The sequence below is a fragment of the Halorussus salinisoli genome, from assembly GCA_005239435.1.
In the GTDB taxonomy this organism is placed as follows: domain Archaea; phylum Halobacteriota; class Halobacteria; order Halobacteriales; family Haladaptataceae; genus Halorussus; species Halorussus salinisoli.
In genome coordinates this window covers 414,118-435,625 of the sequence record SZNP01000004.1, presented here as the reverse complement: position 1 = coordinate 435,625, position 21,508 = coordinate 414,118, and the positions used below count along the sequence as shown (strand labels likewise).

The following is a 21,508-nucleotide window of genomic DNA, read 5'->3' as shown; positions in this document are numbered from 1 at the left end:
TCGGTTTGTTAGTTATCTTGCGATACGTTACACGGCACAGCCGACGTCTCGGTAGATCCAGTGGGTCATGACGTACACGCCGGCGACGATGCCGACGGTCGCGATGAACGAGTGGACCGACAGTTCGGCGAGTCCCGAGTAGATGTTTCCGATGTTACAACCCGGGGCGAGGCGTGAACCGGCACCCATCAGGAACCCACCGCCGACGGCGTTGGGGATTCGCTTGCGCTTGGGGACGCGAATCGAGAAGTCGCCGCTCCAGAAGGCGGCGACGAACGCGCCGACGATGACTGCCGTGATCATCACCATGTCGACGGTGAGCCGTACGCCCTCGCCCTTGAACAGCACCGACCCCCAGTAGGTGTACGAACCGCTGTCCATGCCGGCCTTTTGGAGCAGGTACCCCGTCCACCGGGCTTCGGGGCCTGTGACACCGACGATGGAGACCTGGGTGAACCACAGGACGGCGATGACGGTGATGCCGAGGGCGGCGGTAATCGGGTTCCAGGGTCGCTTTGACGCGGCGACCCAATCGTCGATCTCCGTGAAGCCGCGGAGGTACTGCTTGGTCCCGCTGACGAGCGACTGGAAGCCCGCGACCGGCGCGGACGCCCGTTGCCCGCCGTCGGCGGCGACGGCTTGGTCGGCCGCGCCGCGCTGTCGCTCGCGGCCGACGACCGTCGCATACACGAAGACGACGCCGACGGTGACGAGTAGCGCGAGCACCGGCGCCGGAACCGGTGAGACGGTGAACAGCGATACACCCTCACCGAACGTCAGCGGCTCGAAGTACACGGTCTGAAGCGTCGGGAACAGTAGCGTGAAGACGACGTATCCGACGCCCATGGCGAACAGAGTGAGCCAGAAGTGTAGATACCCCTGTCCGGCCCGATAGAGCGTACCGCTGGCGCATCCGCCGGCGTACGTCATCCCGATGCCGAAGACGAAGCCGCCGACGAGGCCGGTCAGACCCCAGCCGGGGGTCCAGAAACCCTGGTAATAACCTAGTTCGTACGCGATGCTCCAGAACAGCATCGTGAGCGTCGTCGCGGCGAGGACGCCTTTCGTCACGCGCGAATCCTTGAACGCGAACAGGTCGCGGAACGCGTGAACGAAGCAGAACCGGCCTTTCTGGAGAAATATCCCGAGGCCGATGCCGACGACGGCTGCGATTAATAATTGGGACACCATTCGCTTCGATAGAAGCACTTCGTCCTTTAGTCACTCACTCTAAATCCTGTTTCTACCGACGGCTATGACGTTCGTATGGTATCGAGGTTCCGGACAACAGCGTGTTATTCCGGATTTTCGGGCACTACAGGTTAAGCATTCATCCAGTAGCGACACAGGTAACAACAATATTTGCCAATAGAGGGGCGGTCGTGCTACGCTCTGTCGAAAACACTTCTTTCGTCTTCTTCCGTCTGTTGGCGAACAGAATTATACCTAGCACCCGACTGTTGCTGACATCCTCCCACGGCTAAAGCCGTACGGCGATGCTGATCGGGCGTAAATGGCATCCCGTTATCATTCATCGACTGCTACTCAACAGTCCGTGTCGGTTCAGCGAACTCAAGGATGCGCACTCCGGGACTATTTTCTACCGAAAGAACCGTTGGTCGTCTCTCGATTCTATCCATGCACGGGACGCAATCTCCATCGCAGTATTTGTCCGCCTCACATCTCCTTGCCGTGTTCCTCGCGCGCGTGTTCTTCGAGTTCCTCTTGATCGACGAACGTTGCACCGCACATGTCGCACTCGTACTCGTCTGCCATACGTGTTCACATACCACACATTATTTATTAAAAGTGGTGGCAGACGGTCTATACGGCGTGAATGCAAACGTTTCGAACGACCGCGTTACGTTTTTTATGGGAGTCTCCTGTACCGCGTTGGGGAGTTTATGACTGACCACGACTTAGTAGTTATCGGTGGGGGGCGGGGAACAACCTCGCCGCGGCCGCGTCGCGTCGCGGACTGGACGTGAGCCTCGTCGAGAAAGACCCGTTGGTGGGGCATGTCTGACTCGCGGCTGCGGTCCGTCGAAGACGCTACTCCATCGAGCCGACAACGTCGAACAGATACGGCGCTCCGGCGAGTTCGGTATCGACGCCGAGGTGCGGAACGTGGACTTCGGACGCATCGTCTGATTCGGTAGTAATCCTACTGATTACGTTCGATTACTAAATCACTCATAGTTACCCATAAATATTATCTAACATATAGGTAGTGGCCTTGCAGGATGGAAACGGAGAACGTCATCGTCATAGGCCATCGACGAACGGGAACAGACTGCCGAGAACGACTCCGTAGATTGCGTGCCAAACGAGTAGCGGAGGCGTGACGTTCGGTATCGACGGGGGTGTCGGAAACCTGATAACGCCGAGCCAAATCGGCATTACGATTCCGGCCCCGGCGATAGCGAGGACGAGTCCGTATCCGACGGCCGCGATGATAGTCTTCGGTATCGAGTCGTTAACCCGGAAGAGTCCGGGGTCTGCCATCAGCCCGGCGAAGATAATTCCGAACAACGTACCGTGAGCGAGGTGGGCTATCCATCCCACAACGAGGCTTCCTTCGAGTCCGTACAGTCCGGCAATCGCCAATCGAAGCGTCGAGAGTTGGACGGCACTGATTGCCAGTCCCATCGCGACCGTTGCGACGAATCCCGCGATGGCTCCGCCCTTCCACGCCCATTTGGTTTCGAACGGCGAGACAGTCTTGGACTCTTCGTAGTTGCCTCGGGTCGACATTACTGTTGTACTCCGTTCTATCACCTCTACGATCGGCACTGTTCGGAAAAACACCGTCGCTGCTCTGCATAGCACGTGCATGAGCGAGTTCGTCTTACTTTTCTCGCCAGCGTATCCAGGGAGAGAACGCGATACGGCAAGCCACCCGTTGCTCTCGGATTATCCGTGACGTTGACAGTCGGCGCTGTTGGTCCGGTCGTCCTGGAACGTGGCTTGGTATCGAACCGTCCGTCGAGTAACCGGTCTCGATTTCGAAGCCCCTGCATATCGTGACGACATCACCGTTCGACGTATCGGAGTCCGATCGTCGCTCGAGTTCGTAGTCCGTAGACTCGCCACGTCCGGGGTAGTTAGTGAGTTTGGTTTGCTCGCCGTACTCTATCGGCGCGCCCAGCGTTTGTAGACTCTTCAATCGGACTGATGCTGCACGAGAACGGCGTCGTGAGTCAGGTAGCAGCCAGTTCGGTTTCACCGGAACCGGAATTCGGAATCGAACTGGTCGGCGAGACCTCCGTCTCGAACTCGACCTCCCCGACCACGTCCTTACGGGTGTCGTCGACGGCAACGACGTTCGTGAAGAGGGCCGTGAACAGATGTATCGGAAAGAACTCGACGCACTTATCGACGCGGTTGAGACAGATGATTCGACAACGATTCGATCGCCATACAGTGATGCGCCCCAAACGTTCGAACTGACGCTAGCGATCGACGAAGCGATCGAAAACGAGTAGTTTCCCACTTTCGTTTTCTCACTCCTGCAGTTCTGAGTGTTGTCTCACTCTCGACTACCTCTTGGACTCGAGGGTTCATCAGGGCCAGAGAAAACTACTTCCGGGAGTATTTACGGGTGGCTCACATATAATCACGTAACCGAAAGACGCGCTGTCCCGTGCACGGTCACGGGGAGTGCCGTTCGAGAGGTAGTGAGGAGAATTACGATTCTTCGATTCCCGCTTCATCGGACGGTACTCTACACAATACCGTCCTGACGACGTTCGGACCCGGTACTGTGCTCGTGGATTGCTATGATCGGCAGTAACTATGGAAATCGAAATCGCAACTATCGGTGGCTACGAGGAAGTCGGCCGCCAGATGACGGCAGTCCGTGCTGGAGACGACATCGTCGTCTTCGACATGGGGCTCAACCTCTCGAACGTACTGATTCACGACAACGTCCAGACCGAGAAACTCCACTCGCTCGACCTCATCGACATGGACGCGATTCCGGACGACCGCATCATGAGCGACCTCGAAGGCGACGTACAGGCTATCGTCCCCACCCACGGTCACCTCGATCACATCGGCGCAATTAGCAAACTGGCCCATCGCTACGATGCACCGATCGTGGCGTCGCCGTTCACCCTCGAACTCGTCAAAGAGGAAATCCAGGACGAGGGGAAGTTCAACGTCGAAAACGACCTGATTGTGATGGAACCGGGCGAGACGATGGGTATCGGTGAGCGCTGCGAACTCGAGTTCGTCAACGTCACCCACTCCATCATCGACGCCATCAATCCGGTCCTCCACACGCCTGAGGGTGCAATCGTCTACGGCTTGGACAAGCGTATGGATCATACACCAGTGCTGGGTGACCCCATCGACATGAAGCGGTTTCGGGAACTCGGTCGTGAGGGGAACGGAGTGCTGTGTTACATCGAGGACTGTACGAACGCAAACAAGAAAGGACGTACTCCGAGCGAAGCCGTTGCCAGAAGTCAGCTGCGGGACGTACTGATGAGTCTCGAGGACTTCGACGGCGGCATCGTCGCGACGACGTTCTCCAGTCACATCGCTCGGGTCACGAGTCTCGTCGAGTTCGCGAAAGATATCGGGCGTGAACCGATACTGCTCGGCCGGTCGATGGAGAAGTACTCCGGGACCGCTGAACGCCTCGGCGCCACCACCTTCCCCGACGATCTCGGGATGTACGGCCACCGCAAGTCCGTTGATCGTGCGTTCAAGCGAATCATGAAGGAGGGCAAGGAGAACTTCCTGCCGGTCGTCACGGGCCATCAGGGCGAACCGCGGGCGATGCTCACTCGAATGGGCCGCGGAGAGACACCGTACAATCTCGCCGACGGTGACAAGGTCATCTTCTCGGCAGGAATCATTCCCGAGCCGACGAACGAGGGCCAGCGGTACCAATCCGAACGTCTCCTGAAGATGCAGGGCGCCCGCATCTACGACGACATCCACGTCTCCGGTCACATCTCGCAAGAAGGTCATTACGAGATGCTCGACACGCTCCAGCCCCAACACGTGATTCCCGCACACCAGAATATGAGTGGGTTTTCCGGCTACGTCGACCTCGCAGAGAGTCAAGGCTACAAGCTTGGCCGTGATCTGCACGTGACCTCGAACGGAAATACGATCCCGTTGGTGTAAGCCGTCGCCGAACTCGACGAACAGGACAGCAAGGAATTTGACGGCTTCGATTGGAACGGTCGCCGACGGATAGAAAAAGAGGGTATCTCGGCGCACGCGACGCCCTATTGGGTCGTGGTGGTCTCGGCACGGGGGTCTGCAAGTTCGTCACGAACCGCACTGTACGGTACCGGCCCCTCGTCCTGAATTCGGGCGGGGTCGAGCGCGCTCGTGGTGAATATCTCCCTCGGCGTCGGAAACACCCACTCGACGTTCTCGGTCTCATCGCTGAACTGGACGAGGAGGTTTTCGAACTCCTCGCCGAAGGGTGGAATCTCTTCGGGCGTCTCCAGATAGTCCGGGTACTCGTCTTCGGCGACGTCGCCGACCACGACCCGCATCACCATCCCGAGGATGTGGTGGGGCCCGCAGTACAGGTCGTACACACCTTCGTGGTCGAACCGGTAGAGCCACGCCCCGCCCTGTGTGACGATTGGCGAGGAAAACGGTGGCGCTTCGGCGGGCACCCGTTGTTGGAAGCCGATGGCCTCGTGGTAGGCCGTCACCGTGTGGTCGGGCGTGTTGAACGTGAACTGCACGATGTCACCGCTGTTCACGTGGAGCCCGATCGGGTCGAAGAAGAAGAGGCTCACCGGCATCCCGGGTTCCGGGGCGGACTCGGCGCCTGCCAGTTGAACCTCGTGGTTCGGCTGGAGGCTCTCCGGGATGTCACTGGGGTTCTGGACTGGGTAGCCGTAGTTCGGATGGATTTCGTCGTTGTCTCGCTCCCCGGCAGCGAGCCCACTACCGAGCGAGACGGCGGCTCCGATGCCGAGTGCTTTCAGAAGCGGTCGCCGCTCCAACGCTGGCGTCGTAGGTATCGATTCTGTCGTCGGTTCTTCCGTGGTGGAATCCATGTTTTGTGGCATGGGCCCACCAATCCCTCATTATCTATAACCATATTGTTTATTGACCGGTTGATTTCACCTCAATTCTAATCTAACTGCTGTGTCAAGCGTGGAAAAGGCACAGACAGGGCGACTTCTTGTTTTCGTGAGCGAAACGAGGCAGGGAGGAAGTGAGAGTTACTCACAAGTTGTTTATAACTGTTGAGAGTACTCGGACCATCGAAAATGTCGTTAATCGAGGCCAAACCGACCAAATGGAGTAAGTCCCCGACACGCCTATCGGGAACTCGTGAATCGATACGAGGGTGGTGCCTCCCGGAGTCTCTGATAGTATGTACTCTGTAATGTGCATAGCTGTTTCAATCCGACTAGCAGAGTGGGATTTTATCAAATCCGGCAGGGATGAGGTCAGCGAGAAGCGGGAAGTCGAGGGTTATCGTTTCGTTTTCGATACTGTATAACCAGAAAACGTATTAGCTATGGTACAGATGCGATTGGTATGCCGCCCTCCACTCCACCTCGGCGGACGGTCCTCGCCGCCTGCGGGACCGCCATGTTCGCCGGATGTTCGAACATCCGAGCAACTACCTCCTCCCCACCGCCTATCGAGTGTACCACGTCGGAATACGCGTGGCCGATGTACGGATACGACCCTGCACATACGAGCCACGTCCCGGCCCGGAACCTGCCACCATCCGATGCCACCATAAGTCGGTTCTCACAAACCGGGACGCGGACGGGTGGTGGCGGAAGCGTCGAAGCCCCGCCAGTCGTCGATAGTGGGGTCGTGTACGTCGCCGGGGGCGTGCGGGTCGAGGCCCGCGATATCGACACGGGAGAGCGTCTGTGGGCGATCGACCCCGATGACGATGTCAATACGAGTCCAGTCCTCGCTTGTGGAACTGTCTACGTAAGTACGCTCAACGACACGCTCGCACTTGACCGGGAAGACGGGTCCGAGCTGTGGCGTACACACATGGGGTCACACGCTAGTCCATCCACCTCGCCGGTCGCGGTGGACGACACGCTCTACATTGCCGGGAGCGGAGTCGTTGCCCTCGATGCCGAGACCGGCATGGAACGCTGGCACGCGCAGACGGAACACAGCGAACACGGGATAGCCGTCGCCGACCGCATCTACGTCGGCGCAGGGAGCAACGGTAGCGGCGAGGTTGCTGCTTTCACGCACGACGGCGACGATTGGTGGCGCACGACTAAGCCCGGACAGATTTATGCTGCTCCGGCAGTCGCCGACGACACCGTCTATGCCGTTTCAAAGACAGGGACACTAACCGCCCTCGCTGCTGCCGACGGGAGTGTCCGCTGGCAGGCGAGTGTCGAATCCGGCATCCACGAACCGCCAGCGGTAGCCGACGGGCGCGTCGTCGTCGAGGCAGGTAATGGAACCCGGACGTTAGCCTTCGACGCGGAGACCGGCGACCGTCTCTGGTCGTTCGAAACCGGCGTCAGTAGGGGTGCACCGATCATCGTCGGCGACCGGGTACTCGCCACGGGCGCGAACACCGGGATTCACGTGCTGGACGCCGCGACGGGTGACCGTGTTCGCTACTGGGCCGCCGAGAATGTAGGTTCGCAGCCAGTCGTCGCCAACGGCCAGGTGTTCTACCGAGGGTGGAACGTCTCGGATATCTTCGTAATCGAGTGACTAGCGACGCGATTACCGTTCACCAGAAAGCATTCAACAGCGCTACAGATGGGATTTAGTATGAGTCATCGACAATCGACCGCGATTATACTCGCTGTCGGGAGTGTCATCGCCATCGTCGCTCTTCTCTCCCCAAACCTGCCACACGGTTCAGAAACGTGGCTTGGAATTGCCGGAGTCTATTTGCTCACAGGTATCCTCCTCGGATACCCTCGGTTCGTGCAGGAGACGGACAATACTCTATTCCGATACGCGAGTCTCGTAGCAGTAATCTCGACGCTCTTCCCCGTAAGCATGCGCGCATGGGCTGTTCGTGCCGCCCGCCCAGAATTAGCTCTCCCGGAAGTCTCGTTCATCCTGTGGCAACTTCACGTCCTCGTTCCGTTCGTCATCGCGTTTATGGCTCCACTTGGAATTGCGAAGAACCGAAGGGAGCAGTTCCTCACGGCATTTATTATCGTCGCTCCGTTTCTCGTCGCAACATACAGAGGACTCCTCGTCGACTTTGGTTTCGGTCACACATTTAGTGTCCTCTACTACGGTCTGTTGCTTCTCTTCGGCGCTCTTGCAGGACTCCCTCTGTATCTGTATGGCCGAAGTTTATAACGTAGATTTTCCCTGCTCTTCCAACAGATTTCCGCATGGTAATGAGAAAGGTGACCAATTCACATTCTACAATGATCGCTGTCGTTTCAATCCTATCAGCAGAGGAAGGTTTCAATAAGGCCTCGATATCCAGTTAAGTAGATGACGCATCAAGTCCCGACAACTAGATGGTAGTAGTTCCTCGGGAGTCAGTTTTGCCGTAGCAATACTCGTCGTCGTTGTTGAATCCTCGTCTCTAACGAGTTCAGCTTCTCTGACACCGTCGTCAGCGTCGGATTCCCTCATACCGTCCTCTCACCACCACACTTCTCCGTACTAAAACTGCGGGTCGGAAAGGTCGGTTCCGAGTTCGTACACGCCCGGTTCGCTGATCATTCGACGAGCATCGATGCTCTTCGCGACGGTGGCCCCGAGTCCGGGGGTAACGCCACTGACAGACGTTGTAGCGACGATTAGTCCAGAAATAGCTACTACGTGAAGTGTCCTGCTTTAGCACGAGGGCGGATAGGTCGTTTCTCCGAGACAGAGAGGGCGTGAATCAGTACGCCTCGGGGACGTACGAATTTCTTGAAAAGTTTCAATTATTTCGCACATCTAATTCTTGCCCCCAAATGAAAATACTTGTAAAAGCTATGTGGCTATTGGTTCGCTGAACACGGAATAGCGCGGTTGAAAGCCCAGTATTTATGGAATGAGAGAGCTTGTTCACCCTTAACAAAATGCACGAATGAACTATTCTACGAGGCGGAGAGCCAAAGTAGGAAGATACCTACAACCGAAAGAGCGCGTGAGAAGTCGCATCTCGGTCGGACAACGTTCTGTCGTTCGTCATTCGGTCGTAGCGTACGGAACGACGGACACTGTTTCTTCTGCCTCGAATCCGGACTCCGTCAGGACGAACCCGTCGGCGAGAGTCGCACGAGTGCTCGAAGAAAGGACGCTCGGGTCGAACGTGTCGCCGTAGACTGCGAGCGGCGAACTTTCGTGTCCGAGCGGTTCCGCACTGCTGTCACTGATGGTGACCGGAATGGCGTACTCGAACCCTTCGGTGGGCACGTCGACGTCGACGGTGGCGGTGGCGGACACTTCAGCGAGCGCAGACTCGCCGGTGAAGAAGGGGCGCATCACGAGCGTCGCGATGGTATGTGCGCCGACCGGTTTGCCGGGAACGGCGAACGCCACGGCGTCGTGGTCCGGCAGCACGGCGGCGGCGATGGGTTTCCCCGGCCGGACTCGGACCCGGTGAAACCGCACGTCGCCCAGCGACCGGAGTGCGCGAATGACGTGGTCTTTCTTTCCGACGCTCGTCCCGCCGGTGGTGACGACGACGTCGCGCTCGGCCGCGATTGACGCGATAGCGTCTTCGACGCGGTCGTACTCGTCGGGGACCGTCCCCTCGTACGCCGCTTCGTGACCCCACGTCCGTACCAGCGACGCCAGCATCGCCGAGTCTAAGTCCGAACTCCGTCCCTCGTGGATTTCGGTACCGGTCGCCAGCAGACCGACGTCGAGTCGCTCGACGACGGGGACGGAATCGTAGCCGAGGTCTCGGAGTACGATGGCGTCCTTCGCGGAGAGGCGGTCGCCGGACTCGAAGAGCGTTTCCCCGGCGGTGACGTTACTGCCGCGTTCGTACACGTACGTACCCGAGTCGATGGGAGGGCCGTGGAGTTCACCGTCTCGGACGGTGGCCTCCTCGATCTTCAGGACGGCGTTGGCGTCTTCGGGAATCGGTGCACCAGTTGCGACCCGGACCGACTCGTTCGGAGCAAGTGATTGCGGGTCGTCCTCGGGAAACACCTCGCCGTCACGGACGTCGAACGGGTACGACTCGTTCGCGTCGAACGCGAACCCGTCCATCGTAGAGTGACTGTGTGCCGGCATGTCGGATTCGGCGAGCAGGGACTCTGAGAGCACGCGCCCCTCGAACGCGCCGGAAATCGAGATGCGCTCGGTGGACTGCGCGGCGAGAGCGCGAGAACGGAGCGAGAACACGGTCTCGACAGCCTCTAATCGCCCAATCGCGTCCCGATGGTCGTGACTCGGGTCGCCGTGCTCGTGAGACATACCGAAATGTATCGAGACGGGACTATACTTGTTACGTCGTTAGTCGATGATATCCCAGCCGGACTGATACCGTTCGAGGACCTCGCGCGAGTGTTCGTCGAGGGGGTGATCTCGGTCCGGAACGTCGATTTCGTGGTCAGGTTCGAAGAGTTTCGTCGTGAAGTACCGATGGCCGGTGTCCGTGACGATGGTCACGACTTCGTCGACGTTGGGACGCTCACGGGCAATCTTTATCGCACCTTCGACGTTCGCTCCGCTGGAAATGCCGCAGAAGACGCCTTCTTCCTCGGCGAGTGAGCGTGCACGCTCGATTGCGGCATCGCTCTTCACGGCCACCACGCCGTCTAGGAGTTCCGGGTCGAGATTCTCGGGAACGAACCCGTCCCCGATGCCTTCGATCTCGTGGGTACCCCACTGGCGACAGGACAGCAGGGGCGCTTCCTTCGGTTCGAGGGCGTATACGTCGACGTCCGGGTCAGAGTCCCGCAGTCGCCGTCCCACGCCGGTGACGGTGCCGCCCGTTCCCTGCCCTGCGACGAACGCGTCCGGCGTCCCGCCGAGTTGCTCGACTATCTCCGGACCGGTGGTCAGTTCGTGAGCGGTCGGGTTGTCGGGGTTGCTGAACTGGTTCGGGAACCAGTACTCGTCGGGGGACTCCTCGAGCATCTCTTCGACGCGCTGTACGGACAGGTCGACGTCGCTCTCGCCGCCGGGTGTTTCGACGAGTCGCCCTCCATAGGCCCGGATGACCTTCTTGCGTTCTTCGCTCATGCCCTCCGGCATGACTATGGTTACGTCGTAGCCGAGCTGGGAGCCGACGAGCGTACAGGCGATACCCGCGTTACCGGTCGAGCACTCGACGATTTCCATGCCCGACTCGAGGTCGCCCCGGTCCTCGGCGGCGGTGATCATCTCGTGGTAGATGCGGTCTTTGATGCTACCCGACGGGTTGACGAACTCGAGTTTGGCATATATCGTTGCGTCGGCGTCGCTGCTCGCGGTCGGGAGTTCCACCAGTGGCGTCTCGCCGATATTCGAGAGGATGTCGGTCGTCGCAGCATCCGTGCTAGGGTCTGACGAACTCATACGTTATAACGAACGCATCCAAGAAGAAATAACCGACGGACCCGGCGAGAATCAATGTCTCACGGCGTTTTGAAGTTACTGCCTCCTCCTGCCGGTACGTCATCGAAATCCTCGTAGAACGGTTGTTCGAGAAGGTATAGATTGTTAATTGGGCACTTCGCCCTCGACACCTTCGACGTAGCTACCCATCTCTTGGAAGAGAAACGTCCCGTCTCTGTCCGCGAACTTGCTATCCGCCCACACGTCGAGATTACCCTCCTCGATTGCCGAGCGCTTCTCCGAGACGGTGTTTTTCACGTCCTCCGGGACGGATGGGCCCCACTCGGAGAGGTCGACGATACCGCTTTGGAGACCCTCCCAGTAGAAGTCCGACTCCCAGGAGCGATTGCGCACAGCTTCGAGCGTCGGTTGGTAAAACACCTCCCAGTGCCAGATGGGCGAGGTGAGGTAGTTGTCGCCTCCGAACTCGCCCATCGGTGCGTCGTAGCCGGTCGCCCAGATGTCCGCACTGTTCGCTGCTTTCACGGCTGCCGGTGAGTCCTGGTGCTGGGCCATGACGTCTACGCCCGCATCGATGAGTGTCTGTGCGGCCTCTTTCTCCTTCGGCGGATCGAACCACGTGTTCGTCCAGCGAACTTTCGTGGTTACTTGGTCGTTCACCGACCGGGCGCCGAGAGTGAACGCGTTGATACCGCGTACGACCTCGGGGATGGGGAACGCGGCGACGTAGCCGAGTTGATTCGATTCGGTCACGAGGCCGGCGGCGACTCCCGCGAGGTACCGCGCCTGATACATGCGGCCGAAGTACCGGCCCATGTTCTCGCTCGTCTTATACCCCGAGCAGTGTTCGTAGAGTGTGTCTGGGTTCTGTTGGGCGATCTGCAACATCGGGTCCATGTACTCGAAGGTGGTCCCGAAGATGATGTCGTACCCCTCCTGGGTGTACTGCTTGATGACTCGCTGGGAGTTTGCCGGGTTGACGGCCTCCGAGTACGACGACTCTAGCCAATCGTACTCCTCGGTTACTTTCTTCCGACCTTGGTCGTGCGCCCACGACCAGCCGAGGTCGCCGACCTCGGAGATGTAGATCCACGCAGCCCTGACCGATTCACGTTGGTCTTGGGTTGCGTCGTTTCCACCTGTACAGCCGGCGAGTCCAACTGCGCCTACCGTACCGATCGCCTTTATCGCGTCTCGGCGTGTTGAGTTCATGTCCATGGTTGTTTGGCTTTCGTGCTTGGTTCCGACTCGTCACGATTCACCGACTGGCCTCTATGCACGATCCGTGTTAACGTAACACAACTCAAATGATAAGAGTATCCATTATTAATGATTATATACGCGATATGTTCAATACCGTCGTTGTATTATTATTTTCCGAACTGACGATAATGCTTGTCTCCGACTTTCACACTCCGTGATAGCCCGCTAAGAACAAACATTATACCTCTGGCAGGTGCAGACATGCATGTGACTGACAACCATGGATGAGTCTCCATTCCTGTCGATGGAAGGCATCGTCAAGGAGTTTCCCGGGGTGATCGCCAACGATCACGTGGACTTCTCCGTCGAGCGTGGGGAGATTCACGGGTTACTCGGCGAGAACGGGGCCGGGAAGAGTACACTGATGAAAATCCTGTACGGTCTGTACTCCGCAGACGAGGGCAGCGTCTGGCTCGACGGCCGATCCCTCGATTTCGATTCCCCGCAGGACGCCATCGACGCGGGCATCGGCATGGTTCACCAGCACTTCAAGCTGATTCCCCGGTTGACCGTGGCAGAAAACATCGTACTCGGAGAACGCGAACCGGCGTCAGCGTTCAGAGAAGACAGCGAGTACGACGGGTGGCTCCCGGCGAACCTCCGAACGAACCCCTGGATGAGGGGACTGGCCCGACGATTTTCCCTCGGACTAAATGTTCCCGAACGCGAAATCGCCGGCCTAGCCGACGAGTACGGCTTCGACATCGACGTCTCGTCACGTATCTGGGAACTAGACGTGGGCCAGCAACAGCGCGTCGAGATACTGAAAGCGCTCTATCGTGACGTCGAACTACTCATCCTCGACGAACCGACCGCGGTGTTGACACCGAACGAGGCCGAACGACTCTTCGATACCCTCGAACGGTTAGCGGAACAGGGACTCTCTATCGTCTTCATCACGCACAAGCTCAAAGAGGTCAAGACCATCACGGACCGCGTGACCGTCCTCCGCGAAGGAGAGAACGTCGGTACCGTCGAGACGTCGTCGGTGAGTCGAGCGGACCTCGCCGAGATGATGGTCGGCCGCGAAGTCCTCTTCCAACTCGACAAGGAAGACGTGACGGTCGGTGAGATGGCGCTTCGCGCCGAAAGCCTCCACGCCAACGACGACCGCGGCATCGAGGCGCTGTCCGGAATCGACCTGACCGTTCACGAGGGTGAAATCGTCGGCATCGCGGGCGTGAGCGGTAACGGACAGAAGGAACTGGCCGAATCGCTCGTCGGACTCCGTGACCTCACGGCAGGGACGATAACGCTCGGAGAGATGAACCTCACCGGCGAAAACCCCCGCAAGTTCATCGATAACGGCGTCTCGTTCGTCCCGGAGGACCGGCTAAAGTACGGTTGCGCGGAGGATCTGTCGGTCATGTACAACGCGACGATGAAAGAGTTCCGCGACGGCCGGTTCAGCGACGGCGGGTTCCTCGACTACGACGCGTTGCGCGAGTACGCCGAAACGCTCGTCGAGGAGTTCGACATCCGCGGCGTCCACGACGTCGCCGAAATGCCCGCGGGTGATCTCTCGGGCGGTAATCTCCAGAAGCTCATCCTCGCACGCGAAATCAATCGGGACCCACGCCTGCTCGTAGCGAACCAGCCCACGCGCGGGGTCGACGTCGGCGCTATCGAGTTCCTGCGGTCGGCGATCCTCGACCAACGTGCACGCGGAACCGGCATCGTTCTCGTTTCCGAGGACCTCGACGAGATTTTCGACCTCAGCGACCGCATCCTCGTCATTTACGAGGGGGAGATCGTCTACGAAACCTCTCCGGAGGAAGCCGACCGCGAACGCGTCGGTCTCGAAATGACCGGCGGCACGGGGACCGCCTCCGTGGACGCGGCGGTTGAGTCCAGTACGGACTCGACCGACTCCGCGATGACCGACGGGGGGGAGGAGCGATGAACGTCGATATAGAACTCTCGGCCAGAGAGGACATCCCGCTCTGGTTGGCGTACGGGACGCCCGTGTTCACCATCGTCGCTGCCCTCGCAGTCAGCGCCGTCGCCCTGGTCGCTCTCAACGTAAATCCGGTGGCGGCCTACTCGCTGATGTTCTTCGAAACCGCAACGAGTACGTTCGGCCTCACGGAGACGTTGGTCAAAGCGGTACCGCTCATCCTCACCGGACTGGCGGTCTACGTCCCGCTCCGGGCGGGACTCTGGAACATCGGTGCAGAGGGCCAACTCTACGCCGGCGGTATCGCCGGCACGTGGATCGGGCTAAACGTCGGTCTGCCAGCGGTCGCACTGGTGCCGTTAGCATTCCTCGGTGCCGCAGTGGCGGGCGGTATCTGGGCCGGCATCCCGGGCTGGCTCAAGGCGAAGTGGGACGTCAACGAAATCATCACGACCCTCCTGCTGACGTTCGTCGCCATCCAACTCACGAACTACGCCGTTCGCGGCCCGATGCAGGGCGGGGCGGGGAACTTCCCCGTTAGCGCGATGCTACCCTCAGCAGCGCAGTTACCGACGCTTCTCGGCACCAGCGTTCACGTAGGACTGGTACTCGCCGTCCTAGTCGTGATAGCGACGTACGTCCTCGTCAACAAGACCCAGTTCGGGTTCGAAGTGACGTTCGTCGGCTCGAACCCCGAAGCCGCCAAGCAGGCCGGAATGAGCATCTACAAGGTGTATCTCTTCGTGTTCCTCCTCGCCGGAGCGTTCGCCGGATTCGCCGGCATCTCCGAAATCGCAGGCGTACAGGCCCGGCTCAGGCCGGACTTCTCGCCCGGCTACGGATTCACGGCCATCCCCATCGCCTTGCTCGGCCGGAACGGCGCGTTCCGCGTCCTGCTTGCGGCATTGTTCTTCGCGCTGCTGTTCGTCGGCGGGTCGAGCATGGAGGTGAACTTCGGCGTTCCGGCCGCGTTGGTCGACGTCATCCAGGCCCTCATCATCCTGTTCCTCATCACCGCCGAGTTCATCAAGTCGTATAAGGTCAACGTACGGATGGAACGCGAGCGGTCGAAACAGCCGACCGGCCGCGTGGAGGAGGTCTGAAATGGTGGGATTCCTCGCGGGCCTGCTCGATGCGACCGTGCGGGCAGCCACCGTGCTGATCTTCGCGAGTCTCGGCGAAATCATCAGCGAGCGCGGCGGCGTGCTCAACCTCGGCGTCGAGGGAATGATGCTCGTCGGGGCGCTCGGCGGATTCGTCGTCACGGTCGTCACGGGCAGCTACTGGCTGGGTTTCCTCGCCGGCATCCTGCTAGGGGCCGCTATGGCATCGATACACGCGTTCCTGACCATCTCGCTCAAGTCGAACCAGGTCATCAGCGGGATAATGCTGACGCTGCTCGGAACGGGACTGACGACGTTCTTCGGCCAACAATGGGTTAGTGAATCGATATCCGGCTTCCCCCAGGTGACGCTCCCGGTCGTGGGGAAGTACCTCGTGGAGATACCCGTCGTCGGCGAGGCGCTGTTCCGTAGCACGTTACCGGACTTCATCGCGCTCGCGATGGTCCCCTTCATCTGGTTCTTCCTCTTCCGGACGAACCTCGGACTGGAGATAATCTCCGTCGGCGAAGACCCGGAGACGGCCGACACCATGGGCGTCGACGTGTTCAAGATGCGGTATCTCTGCGTCCTCCTCGGCGGAGCCTTCGCCGGCGCGGCCGGAGCGCACCTCTCGCTCGCGTACTCCCAGCTCTGGGTGCCCGGAATGGTCGCAGGTCGGGGATGGATCGCCGTCGCGCTCGTGATATTCGCACAGTGGCGGCCGGAGCGGGCGCTCGTCGGTGCGTACCTGTTCGGGCTTCTGGACGCGTTACAGTTGCGCTCGCAGGCGATCTCGCTCCAGCTCGACCCCGGAACGCCGCTGGCCGCGTTCGTCAACCCGGTTCTGGAGTTCCTCATGCACCCGACGATCATGGCGACGTACCCCTACCTCGCGACGATCCTGGTCCTGGTGTTCACCGTGGTCCGACTAGAGAACAAACAGCTCGGCGTTCCGTCGGCGTTACTGAAACCCTACAGCCGCGAGAGCGACTAGCCGTGGTCGTCGGCGAGGTACGTTGCTCAGCTTTCGACGGTTTCGAGCGTCTCCGTCTCGAAGGAGGTGACGAGTCCGTGGGAGAACCGGTCGGTCCGTTCGAAGGTCGCCGAAACGATATCGCGCGCCCTTTCCCTCAGGGTGGGCGTGTCGGCTTTGTTGACCAACAGCACGACCGTCGCCCCGTCGGGCACGTTCTTGAGACCGCCGTCGTGGCTCGCGAGAACGGTCCCCATCACGTCGGGAGTGAGAGTCGTTCCGATATCGCGTCCGGCGATGGCCGCCACCCGGTCCGGCCTGTGTACGGTCGGCGAATCGAGAGGAGAACCGACCGCCCGAACCGAGGCGACCACGCTCACGACGGTGCTGGTTTTCGGGACGACCGGTTCGTTCTGACCGGGGGCCTTGAACTCGCGACCCCGTGCGCCGTCTGCCTTGACGAGAAGCCAGTCGAACAGGCCGGATTCGAACACCGAGTCCGCAACCGACGGATCGTATCCCCGTATCTTCTCGTCCGCACGCTCCGGGTTTTCGACCTGCTTGGCGGCGAACGCTATCGGGGTTTCACGGTCGACGAGAGCGCCGGGTAACTCGTTCGGGCTGACTACCACGTGCGGGAACCCGTCCGGGGGCGGTGTGTGCGTCGTCGTCGTGTATCCTACGGTAACGTCTCGGTGCGAGGCCTCGCCGACGAGGCGCTGCATCGCGGTCTTTTTACCGCCAGCGCCGACGAACGACACGAGTTCCTCGTCACCCAACCGGAGCGCTTCCGCGAGGTTCATAGTTCACGGTCCGGGGCCACGGACAATAGCGTTGTCCTCCGTCTCGTCGGGAGAGACGACACTGTTATGAATTCTCATGGGGAATGGGTGGACATGAAACGCGTCGACGTCACGGGCGAGATCTGCCCGCGACCGGCACTCATCGTTCGACGGGAACTCTCGGGGATGGAACCGGGCGAGGAGTTACTCGTCCAGGGAGACTACCCGCCAGCCGAACGAAACCTGCAACGGACGTGTACCAAGCACGGATACGAGGTTACCGCGGTCGACGACGAAGACGCGAGCGAGACGTTCGAACTCCGCATCACGCTTCCGGAGACCGCATCGGATTCGGAGGCCGAACGGAGATGAGCGACGCCGAAGCCTCCGTCGACGACTCGCCCGCGCTCACCGAGTACGTCGAACTCCACGGGTGTTCCTGCAAAGTCGGACAGGACGACCTCGACTCGCTGTTGTCGGAAGTCGGCCTCACCGACCCGCAAGACGACCTCCTTCTCGGCGTCGGCGAAGACGCCGCCGCCCAGCGCTTGCGCGACGACCTCGCACTGGTCTCGACGGTCGATTTCTTCACGCCGATAATCGACGACCCGTACGACTTCGGTCGGGTCGCGGCCTGCAACGCTGCGAGCGACGCGTTCGCGACCGGAGCTATCGACAACGTGAGCTGTCTCGTGGTCCTGGGCGTTCCCCGAGAACTGAGAGACCGCACGTCCGCGATTCTCGCAGGTATCGTCGACGCACTGGCGACGATGGACGGGACGGTCGCCGGCGGCCACACCATCCTGAACCCCTGGCCGTTCGCGGGCGGTGCGGTCACGGCGACTGTGGACCCCGACCACCTACTCGATACGCGCAGCGCCGCGCCGGGCGACCGACTCTACCTGACGAAACCGCTAGGAACACAACCCGCGATGGGTGCCCTGCGGGTCAAGGACGGCGAGTTCGCCGACACGATCGAAGACACCGCCGCGCGGTCGGTGGACCGAATCGGCGAAGAAGCGCTCTCGTGGATGACCACACCCAACCGCGAGGCCGCCGCGGCGACCCGCGAACACGCGACGGCGGCGACCGATATCACCGGCTTCGGCCTCCACGGGCAGGCGCGAGTACTGGCGAAGAACGCGGACGTCGGCGTCGAGATAACCTCCCTGCCGGTCATCGAGGGAACCGTCGAACTGTCGCGCCTGTTCGGATACGGTCTCGAAGACGGCGAGAGCGCCGAGACGAGCGGCGGGCTCCTGCTGTCGGTGCCCGCCGCTCGGAGTGAGGACCTGGAGGCCGCGCTATCGGACGCCGGGGTTTTCTATCGTCAAGTCGGCCGCGTGACTAACGGTTCCGGCGTCCGCCTCGCCACCCCCGAAATCGAGGCGGTTTCCCGCTAACGGAAGTGCAGAATCGCTTCGAGGACCCCGCCACCGAGACAGAGTGCCTTGTCCGATACGTTGGTGTGGTCGACCGACTCACCGCGCGGATCGATATCACCGAGTTTCGCCTCTTCCGAGACGTCGATTCCATCGTGAACTAATCCCCGAACGAGTCCGTCGATCGCTGTTTCCACGGGGTCGTCGTCCACGTATCCGACGACATCGCCCGCGGAAACGAGGTCGCCGATAGCGGCCGTCGTCTCCCAGCGTCCGTCGCTCGGCGCGCGGAGCACGCGTTCGTAGGTGTACCCCTGACGCTCGCCGGGTTCGCCGTCGTATGGGCTGGTCGTCCCCTCGTAGAAGACGCGCCCGAGTTTGTGGCCGCGGTCGGTCTCGACCAGGGCGTCGACGTCCTCGCCAGCCTCGAATCCCGGGCCGAGACCGACGACGACGTCGGCGTCGTCGCGAGTCGTCCCCGTGTCGCGACGGCCTTTGGCCATGATCGCATCGACGAGGACGGCGGCGTCGAGTTCGGCGGCGACCGCCGCGTCCGGGTCGTCGAGCACCGGCACCTCGTCGTCTGCGAGGATTTCCAACGCCTCGTCGACGTCGGAAGCACGCCGACCGACGACGCCCTCGACTGAGATCTCATCCTCGTACATCGCCGTGGCGAAGGCGACGGCACGTCTGACGACCGTCGGCCTCGCCACGTCGGTAACGATGACGGGGTAGCCCGCCTGATGGAGCCTGTACACGACGCCGCTTCCGAGATCGCCACCTCCTCGGACGACGACGAGGTCGTCGAGGTTCAATCGCGACGCTCGCCGTCCCGACGCGTCGTAGCGGTCCACGTTCATCTCCGCGAGAATGGACAGCGCGATGTCTTCCGGACTGCCGCCGCCGAGGTCAAGGCCGACGGGTGCGCGTACTCTCGCGAGGTCGCGGCGACTGTACCCTTCTTCGACGAGCGACTCGAACACGTGTTCGGCTTTGGTTTCGCTAGCGACGAGTCCGACGTACCCCGCGTTCCCGTCGAGCGCGGCCGCGACCGCCTGTTGGTCGAACGACCCGCTGCGCGTCGCGACGGCGACGGCCGTCTCGGACGTCATCGGATTGTCTCTGAGGACGTCGCCGTACCCGCCGTGGATCACGTCCGTACTCTCGGAGAACTGCTCCGGGTCGGCGTACTCTTCGCGGTCGTCGACGACGGTGACGTCGTGGCCCAGTCGCTCGGCGAGCGCCGCTAGCTCGACGCCGATGTGACCGCCGCCGGCGACGTAGAGCCGGGGCCGGCCGCGGATGCGGTCGATGAAGACGTCCATCTCACCGCCGCACACCATCCCGGTGTTCCCGCCGCGTTCGAGTTCGTACGACCGGACGCCCGGTTCCTCGTCGCCCTGCAACACCTCCCGGGCGGCTTCGATAGCGAGTCCTTCGACCGAGCCGCCGCCGATAGTCCCGTACTCGTCGTTCTCCGTAACGAGCATCCGAGTTCCGACGCTACGCGGGGCGCTACCGTTCTTCCCGACCACCGTCAGCATCGCCGCCGGTTCTCCCCGTTCGACGAGTTCGGTGAGCTTCTCGAAGGGGCTCATAGGAAGTTCTTCACCTCCTGTTCGAGCACGAACTGTATCACTGTGTCGTACGAGATTCGCTCGACGTTCGGTGGGAGGTCGACGCCCCTGACCTCGACGTCCTTCGCGACGGCGTACGTGGGAACGTCGAGGTCGGGGTCCAAGAGGACGCCGTCTTGGACGAGGACGACGCGCGCATCGTCGTCTCCCGCGGCGGTTCTGAACGCGACGTCTGCCATGGGTTTGTCTACGAGGTAGAGCATGGTTAGAAATCGAGCGTGCGGTCGGCGTCGCGAATCAGTTCGGCGACGGCTTCGCCGGTGTGGACCGCGACGTCGTCGGCTATCTCTTCGGACTCGATACCTCGCTCGGCCATCGCGGCGGCGTCCACGACCATCCGACCGTCTTCGGCACGGAGATCCGCGATGTGACCGGGCATGTTCAGCGCGTCTCTGTCGACGGCGGCGCGAGCGGCGTAGACGCCGTCACCGGTGAAGATGACCGTCACGTCGTGGCGGTCGAACCCCGCCGCGACCCCTCGGGCGGCCCGCAACCCCTCGGGAACGTGGACGCGGCCGTACGGCGCGCGCGCAAGCAACACGACGACGTCCTGCTTCATAGCGATATCACCCGGTCGGCTTCGCCGAGCATGTCCGCGAGATCGGGTAACAGACCGATTTCGACGCCGTCCGGGTAGTCGGTCTCGGCGTCGATGCCGCGTGCGTTCACGCAGAGTCCACAACAGATGACCTCGGCTCCGTCCGCGACGAGCTCCTGAAACTTCTCCGTAGGCATCTCGTCGTACAGCCCCGCGTCCGAGCAGTCCGGGAACTCTTGGTCGGCGACCGGGACGAGTGCGCCGTCGAGGTACTGGAAGTAGGTCACCTCGTGGCCGTCGTCGAGTGCCGCACGCCCGAGTTCGTAGGCAGTCCGCCACCGCTCGCTGTCGAACGGCCCTCCAGTGACGAGAAATCCGAGATGAGCCATATCTAAAACGTAGTGTAGTACTCGTTATTATGGTTTGCCCCGATTCCACGGCGCCACCGTCACTTCTCGCGAAATTTCCCCGTTCTCTAGAAT

At 60.8% G+C, this 21,508-nt stretch carries 20 protein-coding genes and 1 pseudogene; 9 read left to right on the top strand and 12 right to left on the bottom strand.

The features are described from left to right. Positions 1-27 precede the first annotated feature (27 nt). A complete protein-coding gene (locus E2484_RS13350) occupies positions 28-1,191 on the bottom strand; it encodes a YeeE/YedE family protein (protein WP_137285696.1) in 1,164 nt (387 codons plus the stop codon). 305 nt (positions 1,192-1,496) lie between these two features. Between E2484_RS13350 and E2484_RS26080 the strand changes: the two are divergent. Then, a pseudogene (locus E2484_RS26080) lies at positions 1,497-1,592 on the top strand (winged helix-turn-helix transcriptional regulator); the annotation flags it as partial. An 85-nt stretch (positions 1,593-1,677) separates the two neighbouring features. Here E2484_RS26080 and E2484_RS25020 read toward each other — a convergent pair. Beyond that, on the bottom strand, positions 1,678-1,776 hold the full coding sequence (locus E2484_RS25020) for a C2H2-type zinc finger protein (protein WP_170977344.1): 99 nt from the start codon (positions 1,774-1,776) through the stop codon (positions 1,678-1,680). A gap of 489 nt (positions 1,777-2,265) precedes the next feature. After that, the gene (locus tag E2484_RS13345) at positions 2,266-2,754 is read right to left on the bottom strand and encodes a histidine kinase (protein WP_137285695.1); all 489 of its coding nucleotides are present in this window, start codon (positions 2,752-2,754) and stop codon (positions 2,266-2,268) included. A gap of 1,041 nt (positions 2,755-3,795) precedes the next feature. Here E2484_RS13345 and E2484_RS13340 point away from each other — a divergent pair. Next, positions 3,796-5,139, top strand: coding sequence for an RNase J family beta-CASP ribonuclease (locus E2484_RS13340; protein ID WP_137285694.1), 1,344 nt, complete (start codon positions 3,796-3,798; stop codon positions 5,137-5,139). A gap of 104 nt (positions 5,140-5,243) precedes the next feature. Here the strand turns inward: E2484_RS13340 and E2484_RS13335 are convergent, their stop codons facing one another. Continuing rightward, positions 5,244-6,047, bottom strand: coding sequence for a cupredoxin domain-containing protein (locus E2484_RS13335; protein ID WP_137285693.1), 804 nt, complete (start codon positions 6,045-6,047; stop codon positions 5,244-5,246). A 478-nt stretch (positions 6,048-6,525) separates the two neighbouring features. Here E2484_RS13335 and E2484_RS13330 point away from each other — a divergent pair, with 478 nt between their 5' ends. Together E2484_RS13330 and E2484_RS13325 are read left to right on the top strand one after the other, a co-directional pair. Continuing rightward, positions 6,526-7,692: an outer membrane protein assembly factor BamB family protein gene (locus tag E2484_RS13330; protein ID WP_137285692.1), complete on the top strand. Its 1,167-nt coding sequence runs from the start codon at positions 6,526-6,528 to the stop codon at positions 7,690-7,692. Positions 7,693-7,752: 60 nt separating this feature from the next. After that, positions 7,753-8,298: a hypothetical protein gene (locus E2484_RS13325; protein ID WP_137285691.1), complete on the top strand. Its 546-nt coding sequence runs from the start codon at positions 7,753-7,755 to the stop codon at positions 8,296-8,298. A gap of 828 nt (positions 8,299-9,126) precedes the next feature. Here the strand turns inward: E2484_RS13325 and E2484_RS13320 are convergent. The 3 genes from E2484_RS13320 to E2484_RS13310 all read right to left on the bottom strand — a co-directional run bounded on the left by E2484_RS13320 (position 9,127) and on the right by E2484_RS13310 (position 12,669). Then, complete coding sequence (locus tag E2484_RS13320; protein WP_137285690.1) at positions 9,127-10,365, bottom strand: molybdopterin molybdotransferase MoeA; 1,239 nt, start codon at positions 10,363-10,365, stop codon at positions 9,127-9,129. Positions 10,366-10,404: 39 nt separating this feature from the next. Continuing rightward, positions 10,405-11,451 (bottom strand): PLP-dependent cysteine synthase family protein, encoded by a 1,047-nt coding sequence (locus tag E2484_RS13315; protein WP_137285689.1) that lies wholly within the window; start codon positions 11,449-11,451, stop codon positions 10,405-10,407. Positions 11,452-11,595: 144 nt separating this feature from the next. Continuing rightward, positions 11,596-12,669, bottom strand: a complete 1,074-nt coding sequence (locus tag E2484_RS13310; RefSeq protein ID WP_137285688.1) for a BMP family ABC transporter substrate-binding protein — start codon at positions 12,667-12,669, stop codon at positions 11,596-11,598. A 265-nt stretch (positions 12,670-12,934) separates the two neighbouring features. Between E2484_RS13310 and E2484_RS13305 the strand changes: the two genes are divergently transcribed. The 3 genes from E2484_RS13305 to E2484_RS13295 are packed head-to-tail and all read left to right on the top strand — an operon-like array spanning position 12,935 to position 16,708. Further along, on the top strand, positions 12,935-14,617 hold the full coding sequence (locus E2484_RS13305) for an ABC transporter ATP-binding protein (RefSeq protein ID WP_321112615.1): 1,683 nt from the start codon (positions 12,935-12,937) through the stop codon (positions 14,615-14,617). Then, entirely contained in the window at positions 14,614-15,714 is a 1,101-nt protein-coding gene (locus E2484_RS13300; protein WP_137285687.1) for an ABC transporter permease, read from the top strand. The genes E2484_RS13305 and E2484_RS13300 overlap by 4 nt, the downstream gene beginning before the upstream one ends. A 1-nt stretch (position 15,715) precedes the next feature. After that, positions 15,716-16,708 carry an ABC transporter permease gene (locus E2484_RS13295; RefSeq protein WP_137285686.1) on the top strand — a complete coding sequence of 331 codons (993 nt, stop codon included), beginning with the start codon at positions 15,716-15,718 and terminating at the stop codon, positions 16,706-16,708. A 26-nt stretch (positions 16,709-16,734) separates the two neighbouring features. Here E2484_RS13295 and yqeC read toward each other — a convergent pair whose 3' ends face one another. Then, the gene (gene yqeC, locus E2484_RS13290) at positions 16,735-17,490 is read right to left on the bottom strand and encodes a selenium cofactor biosynthesis protein YqeC (RefSeq protein ID WP_137285685.1); all 756 of its coding nucleotides are present in this window, start codon (positions 17,488-17,490) and stop codon (positions 16,735-16,737) included. A 93-nt stretch (positions 17,491-17,583) separates the two neighbouring features. On the opposite strand from yqeC, the gene E2484_RS13285 reads away from it, so the two are divergent. Both E2484_RS13285 and selD read left to right on the top strand, forming a co-directional pair. Then, positions 17,584-17,841: a sulfurtransferase TusA family protein gene (locus E2484_RS13285; protein WP_137285684.1), complete on the top strand. Its 258-nt coding sequence runs from the start codon at positions 17,584-17,586 to the stop codon at positions 17,839-17,841. Next, positions 17,838-18,872 (top strand): selenide, water dikinase SelD, encoded by a 1,035-nt coding sequence (selD, locus tag E2484_RS13280; protein ID WP_137285683.1) that lies wholly within the window; start codon positions 17,838-17,840, stop codon positions 18,870-18,872. Before E2484_RS13285 ends, selD begins: the two co-directional genes overlap by 4 nt. Here selD and yqeB read toward each other — a convergent pair. From yqeB to E2484_RS13260, 4 genes are read right to left on the bottom strand one after another with little or no spacing between them, the layout of a single operon-like run. Continuing rightward, positions 18,869-20,449, bottom strand: coding sequence for a selenium-dependent molybdenum cofactor biosynthesis protein YqeB (yqeB, locus tag E2484_RS13275; RefSeq protein WP_137285682.1), 1,581 nt, complete (start codon positions 20,447-20,449; stop codon positions 18,869-18,871). The genes selD and yqeB overlap by 4 nt on opposite strands. Next, on the bottom strand, positions 20,446-20,691 hold the full coding sequence (locus E2484_RS13270; RefSeq protein ID WP_137285681.1) for a hypothetical protein: 246 nt from the start codon (positions 20,689-20,691) through the stop codon (positions 20,446-20,448). Before E2484_RS13270 ends, yqeB begins: the two co-directional genes overlap by 4 nt. A 2-nt stretch (positions 20,692-20,693) precedes the next feature. Then, complete coding sequence (locus E2484_RS13265; protein WP_137285680.1) at positions 20,694-21,047, bottom strand: DsrE family protein; 354 nt, start codon at positions 21,045-21,047, stop codon at positions 20,694-20,696. Continuing rightward, a complete protein-coding gene (locus E2484_RS13260; RefSeq protein WP_137285679.1) occupies positions 21,044-21,415 on the bottom strand; it encodes a DsrE/DsrF/TusD sulfur relay family protein in 372 nt (123 codons plus the stop codon). The genes E2484_RS13265 and E2484_RS13260 overlap by 4 nt, the downstream gene beginning before the upstream one ends. Positions 21,416-21,508: the final 93 nt, after the last annotated feature.

Excerpts from the sequence above, each read along its gene's own strand:
- E2484_RS13340 (WP_137285694.1), top strand. The coding sequence starts at position 3,796 with ATGGAAATCGAAATCGCAACTATCGGTGGCTACGAGGAAGTCGGCCGC.
- E2484_RS13305 (WP_321112615.1), top strand. The coding sequence starts at position 12,935 with ATGGATGAGTCTCCATTCCTGTCGATGGAAGGCATCGTCAAGGAGTTT.
- E2484_RS13320 (WP_137285690.1), bottom strand. The coding sequence starts at position 10,365 with ATGTCTCACGAGCACGGCGACCCGAGTCACGACCATCGGGACGCGATT.
- E2484_RS13315 (WP_137285689.1), bottom strand. The coding sequence starts at position 11,451 with ATGAGTTCGTCAGACCCTAGCACGGATGCTGCGACGACCGACATCCTC.
- E2484_RS13270 (WP_137285681.1), bottom strand. The coding sequence starts at position 20,691 with ATGCTCTACCTCGTAGACAAACCCATGGCAGACGTCGCGTTCAGAACC.
- E2484_RS13260 (WP_137285679.1), bottom strand. The coding sequence starts at position 21,415 with ATGGCTCATCTCGGATTTCTCGTCACTGGAGGGCCGTTCGACAGCGAG.
- E2484_RS13295 (WP_137285686.1), top strand. The coding sequence starts at position 15,716 with ATGGTGGGATTCCTCGCGGGCCTGCTCGATGCGACCGTGCGGGCAGCC.
- E2484_RS13310 (WP_137285688.1), bottom strand. The coding sequence starts at position 12,669 with ATGGACATGAACTCAACACGCCGAGACGCGATAAAGGCGATCGGTACG.
- E2484_RS13345 (WP_137285695.1), bottom strand. The coding sequence starts at position 2,754 with ATGTCGACCCGAGGCAACTACGAAGAGTCCAAGACTGTCTCGCCGTTC.
- E2484_RS13265 (WP_137285680.1), bottom strand. The coding sequence starts at position 21,047 with ATGAAGCAGGACGTCGTCGTGTTGCTTGCGCGCGCGCCGTACGGCCGC.
- E2484_RS13300 (WP_137285687.1), top strand. The coding sequence starts at position 14,614 with ATGAACGTCGATATAGAACTCTCGGCCAGAGAGGACATCCCGCTCTGG.
- E2484_RS13285 (WP_137285684.1), top strand. The coding sequence starts at position 17,584 with ATGAAACGCGTCGACGTCACGGGCGAGATCTGCCCGCGACCGGCACTC.
- E2484_RS13330 (WP_137285692.1), top strand. The coding sequence starts at position 6,526 with ATGCCGCCCTCCACTCCACCTCGGCGGACGGTCCTCGCCGCCTGCGGG.
- selD (WP_137285683.1), top strand. The coding sequence starts at position 17,838 with ATGAGCGACGCCGAAGCCTCCGTCGACGACTCGCCCGCGCTCACCGAG.
- yqeB (WP_137285682.1), bottom strand. The coding sequence starts at position 20,449 with ATGAGCCCCTTCGAGAAGCTCACCGAACTCGTCGAACGGGGAGAACCG.
- E2484_RS13335 (WP_137285693.1), bottom strand. The coding sequence starts at position 6,047 with ATGCCACAAAACATGGATTCCACCACGGAAGAACCGACGACAGAATCG.
- E2484_RS25020 (WP_170977344.1), bottom strand. The coding sequence starts at position 1,776 with ATGGCAGACGAGTACGAGTGCGACATGTGCGGTGCAACGTTCGTCGAT.
- E2484_RS13350 (WP_137285696.1), bottom strand. The coding sequence starts at position 1,191 with ATGGTGTCCCAATTATTAATCGCAGCCGTCGTCGGCATCGGCCTCGGG.
- E2484_RS13325 (WP_137285691.1), top strand. The coding sequence starts at position 7,753 with ATGAGTCATCGACAATCGACCGCGATTATACTCGCTGTCGGGAGTGTC.
- yqeC (WP_137285685.1), bottom strand. The coding sequence starts at position 17,490 with ATGAACCTCGCGGAAGCGCTCCGGTTGGGTGACGAGGAACTCGTGTCG.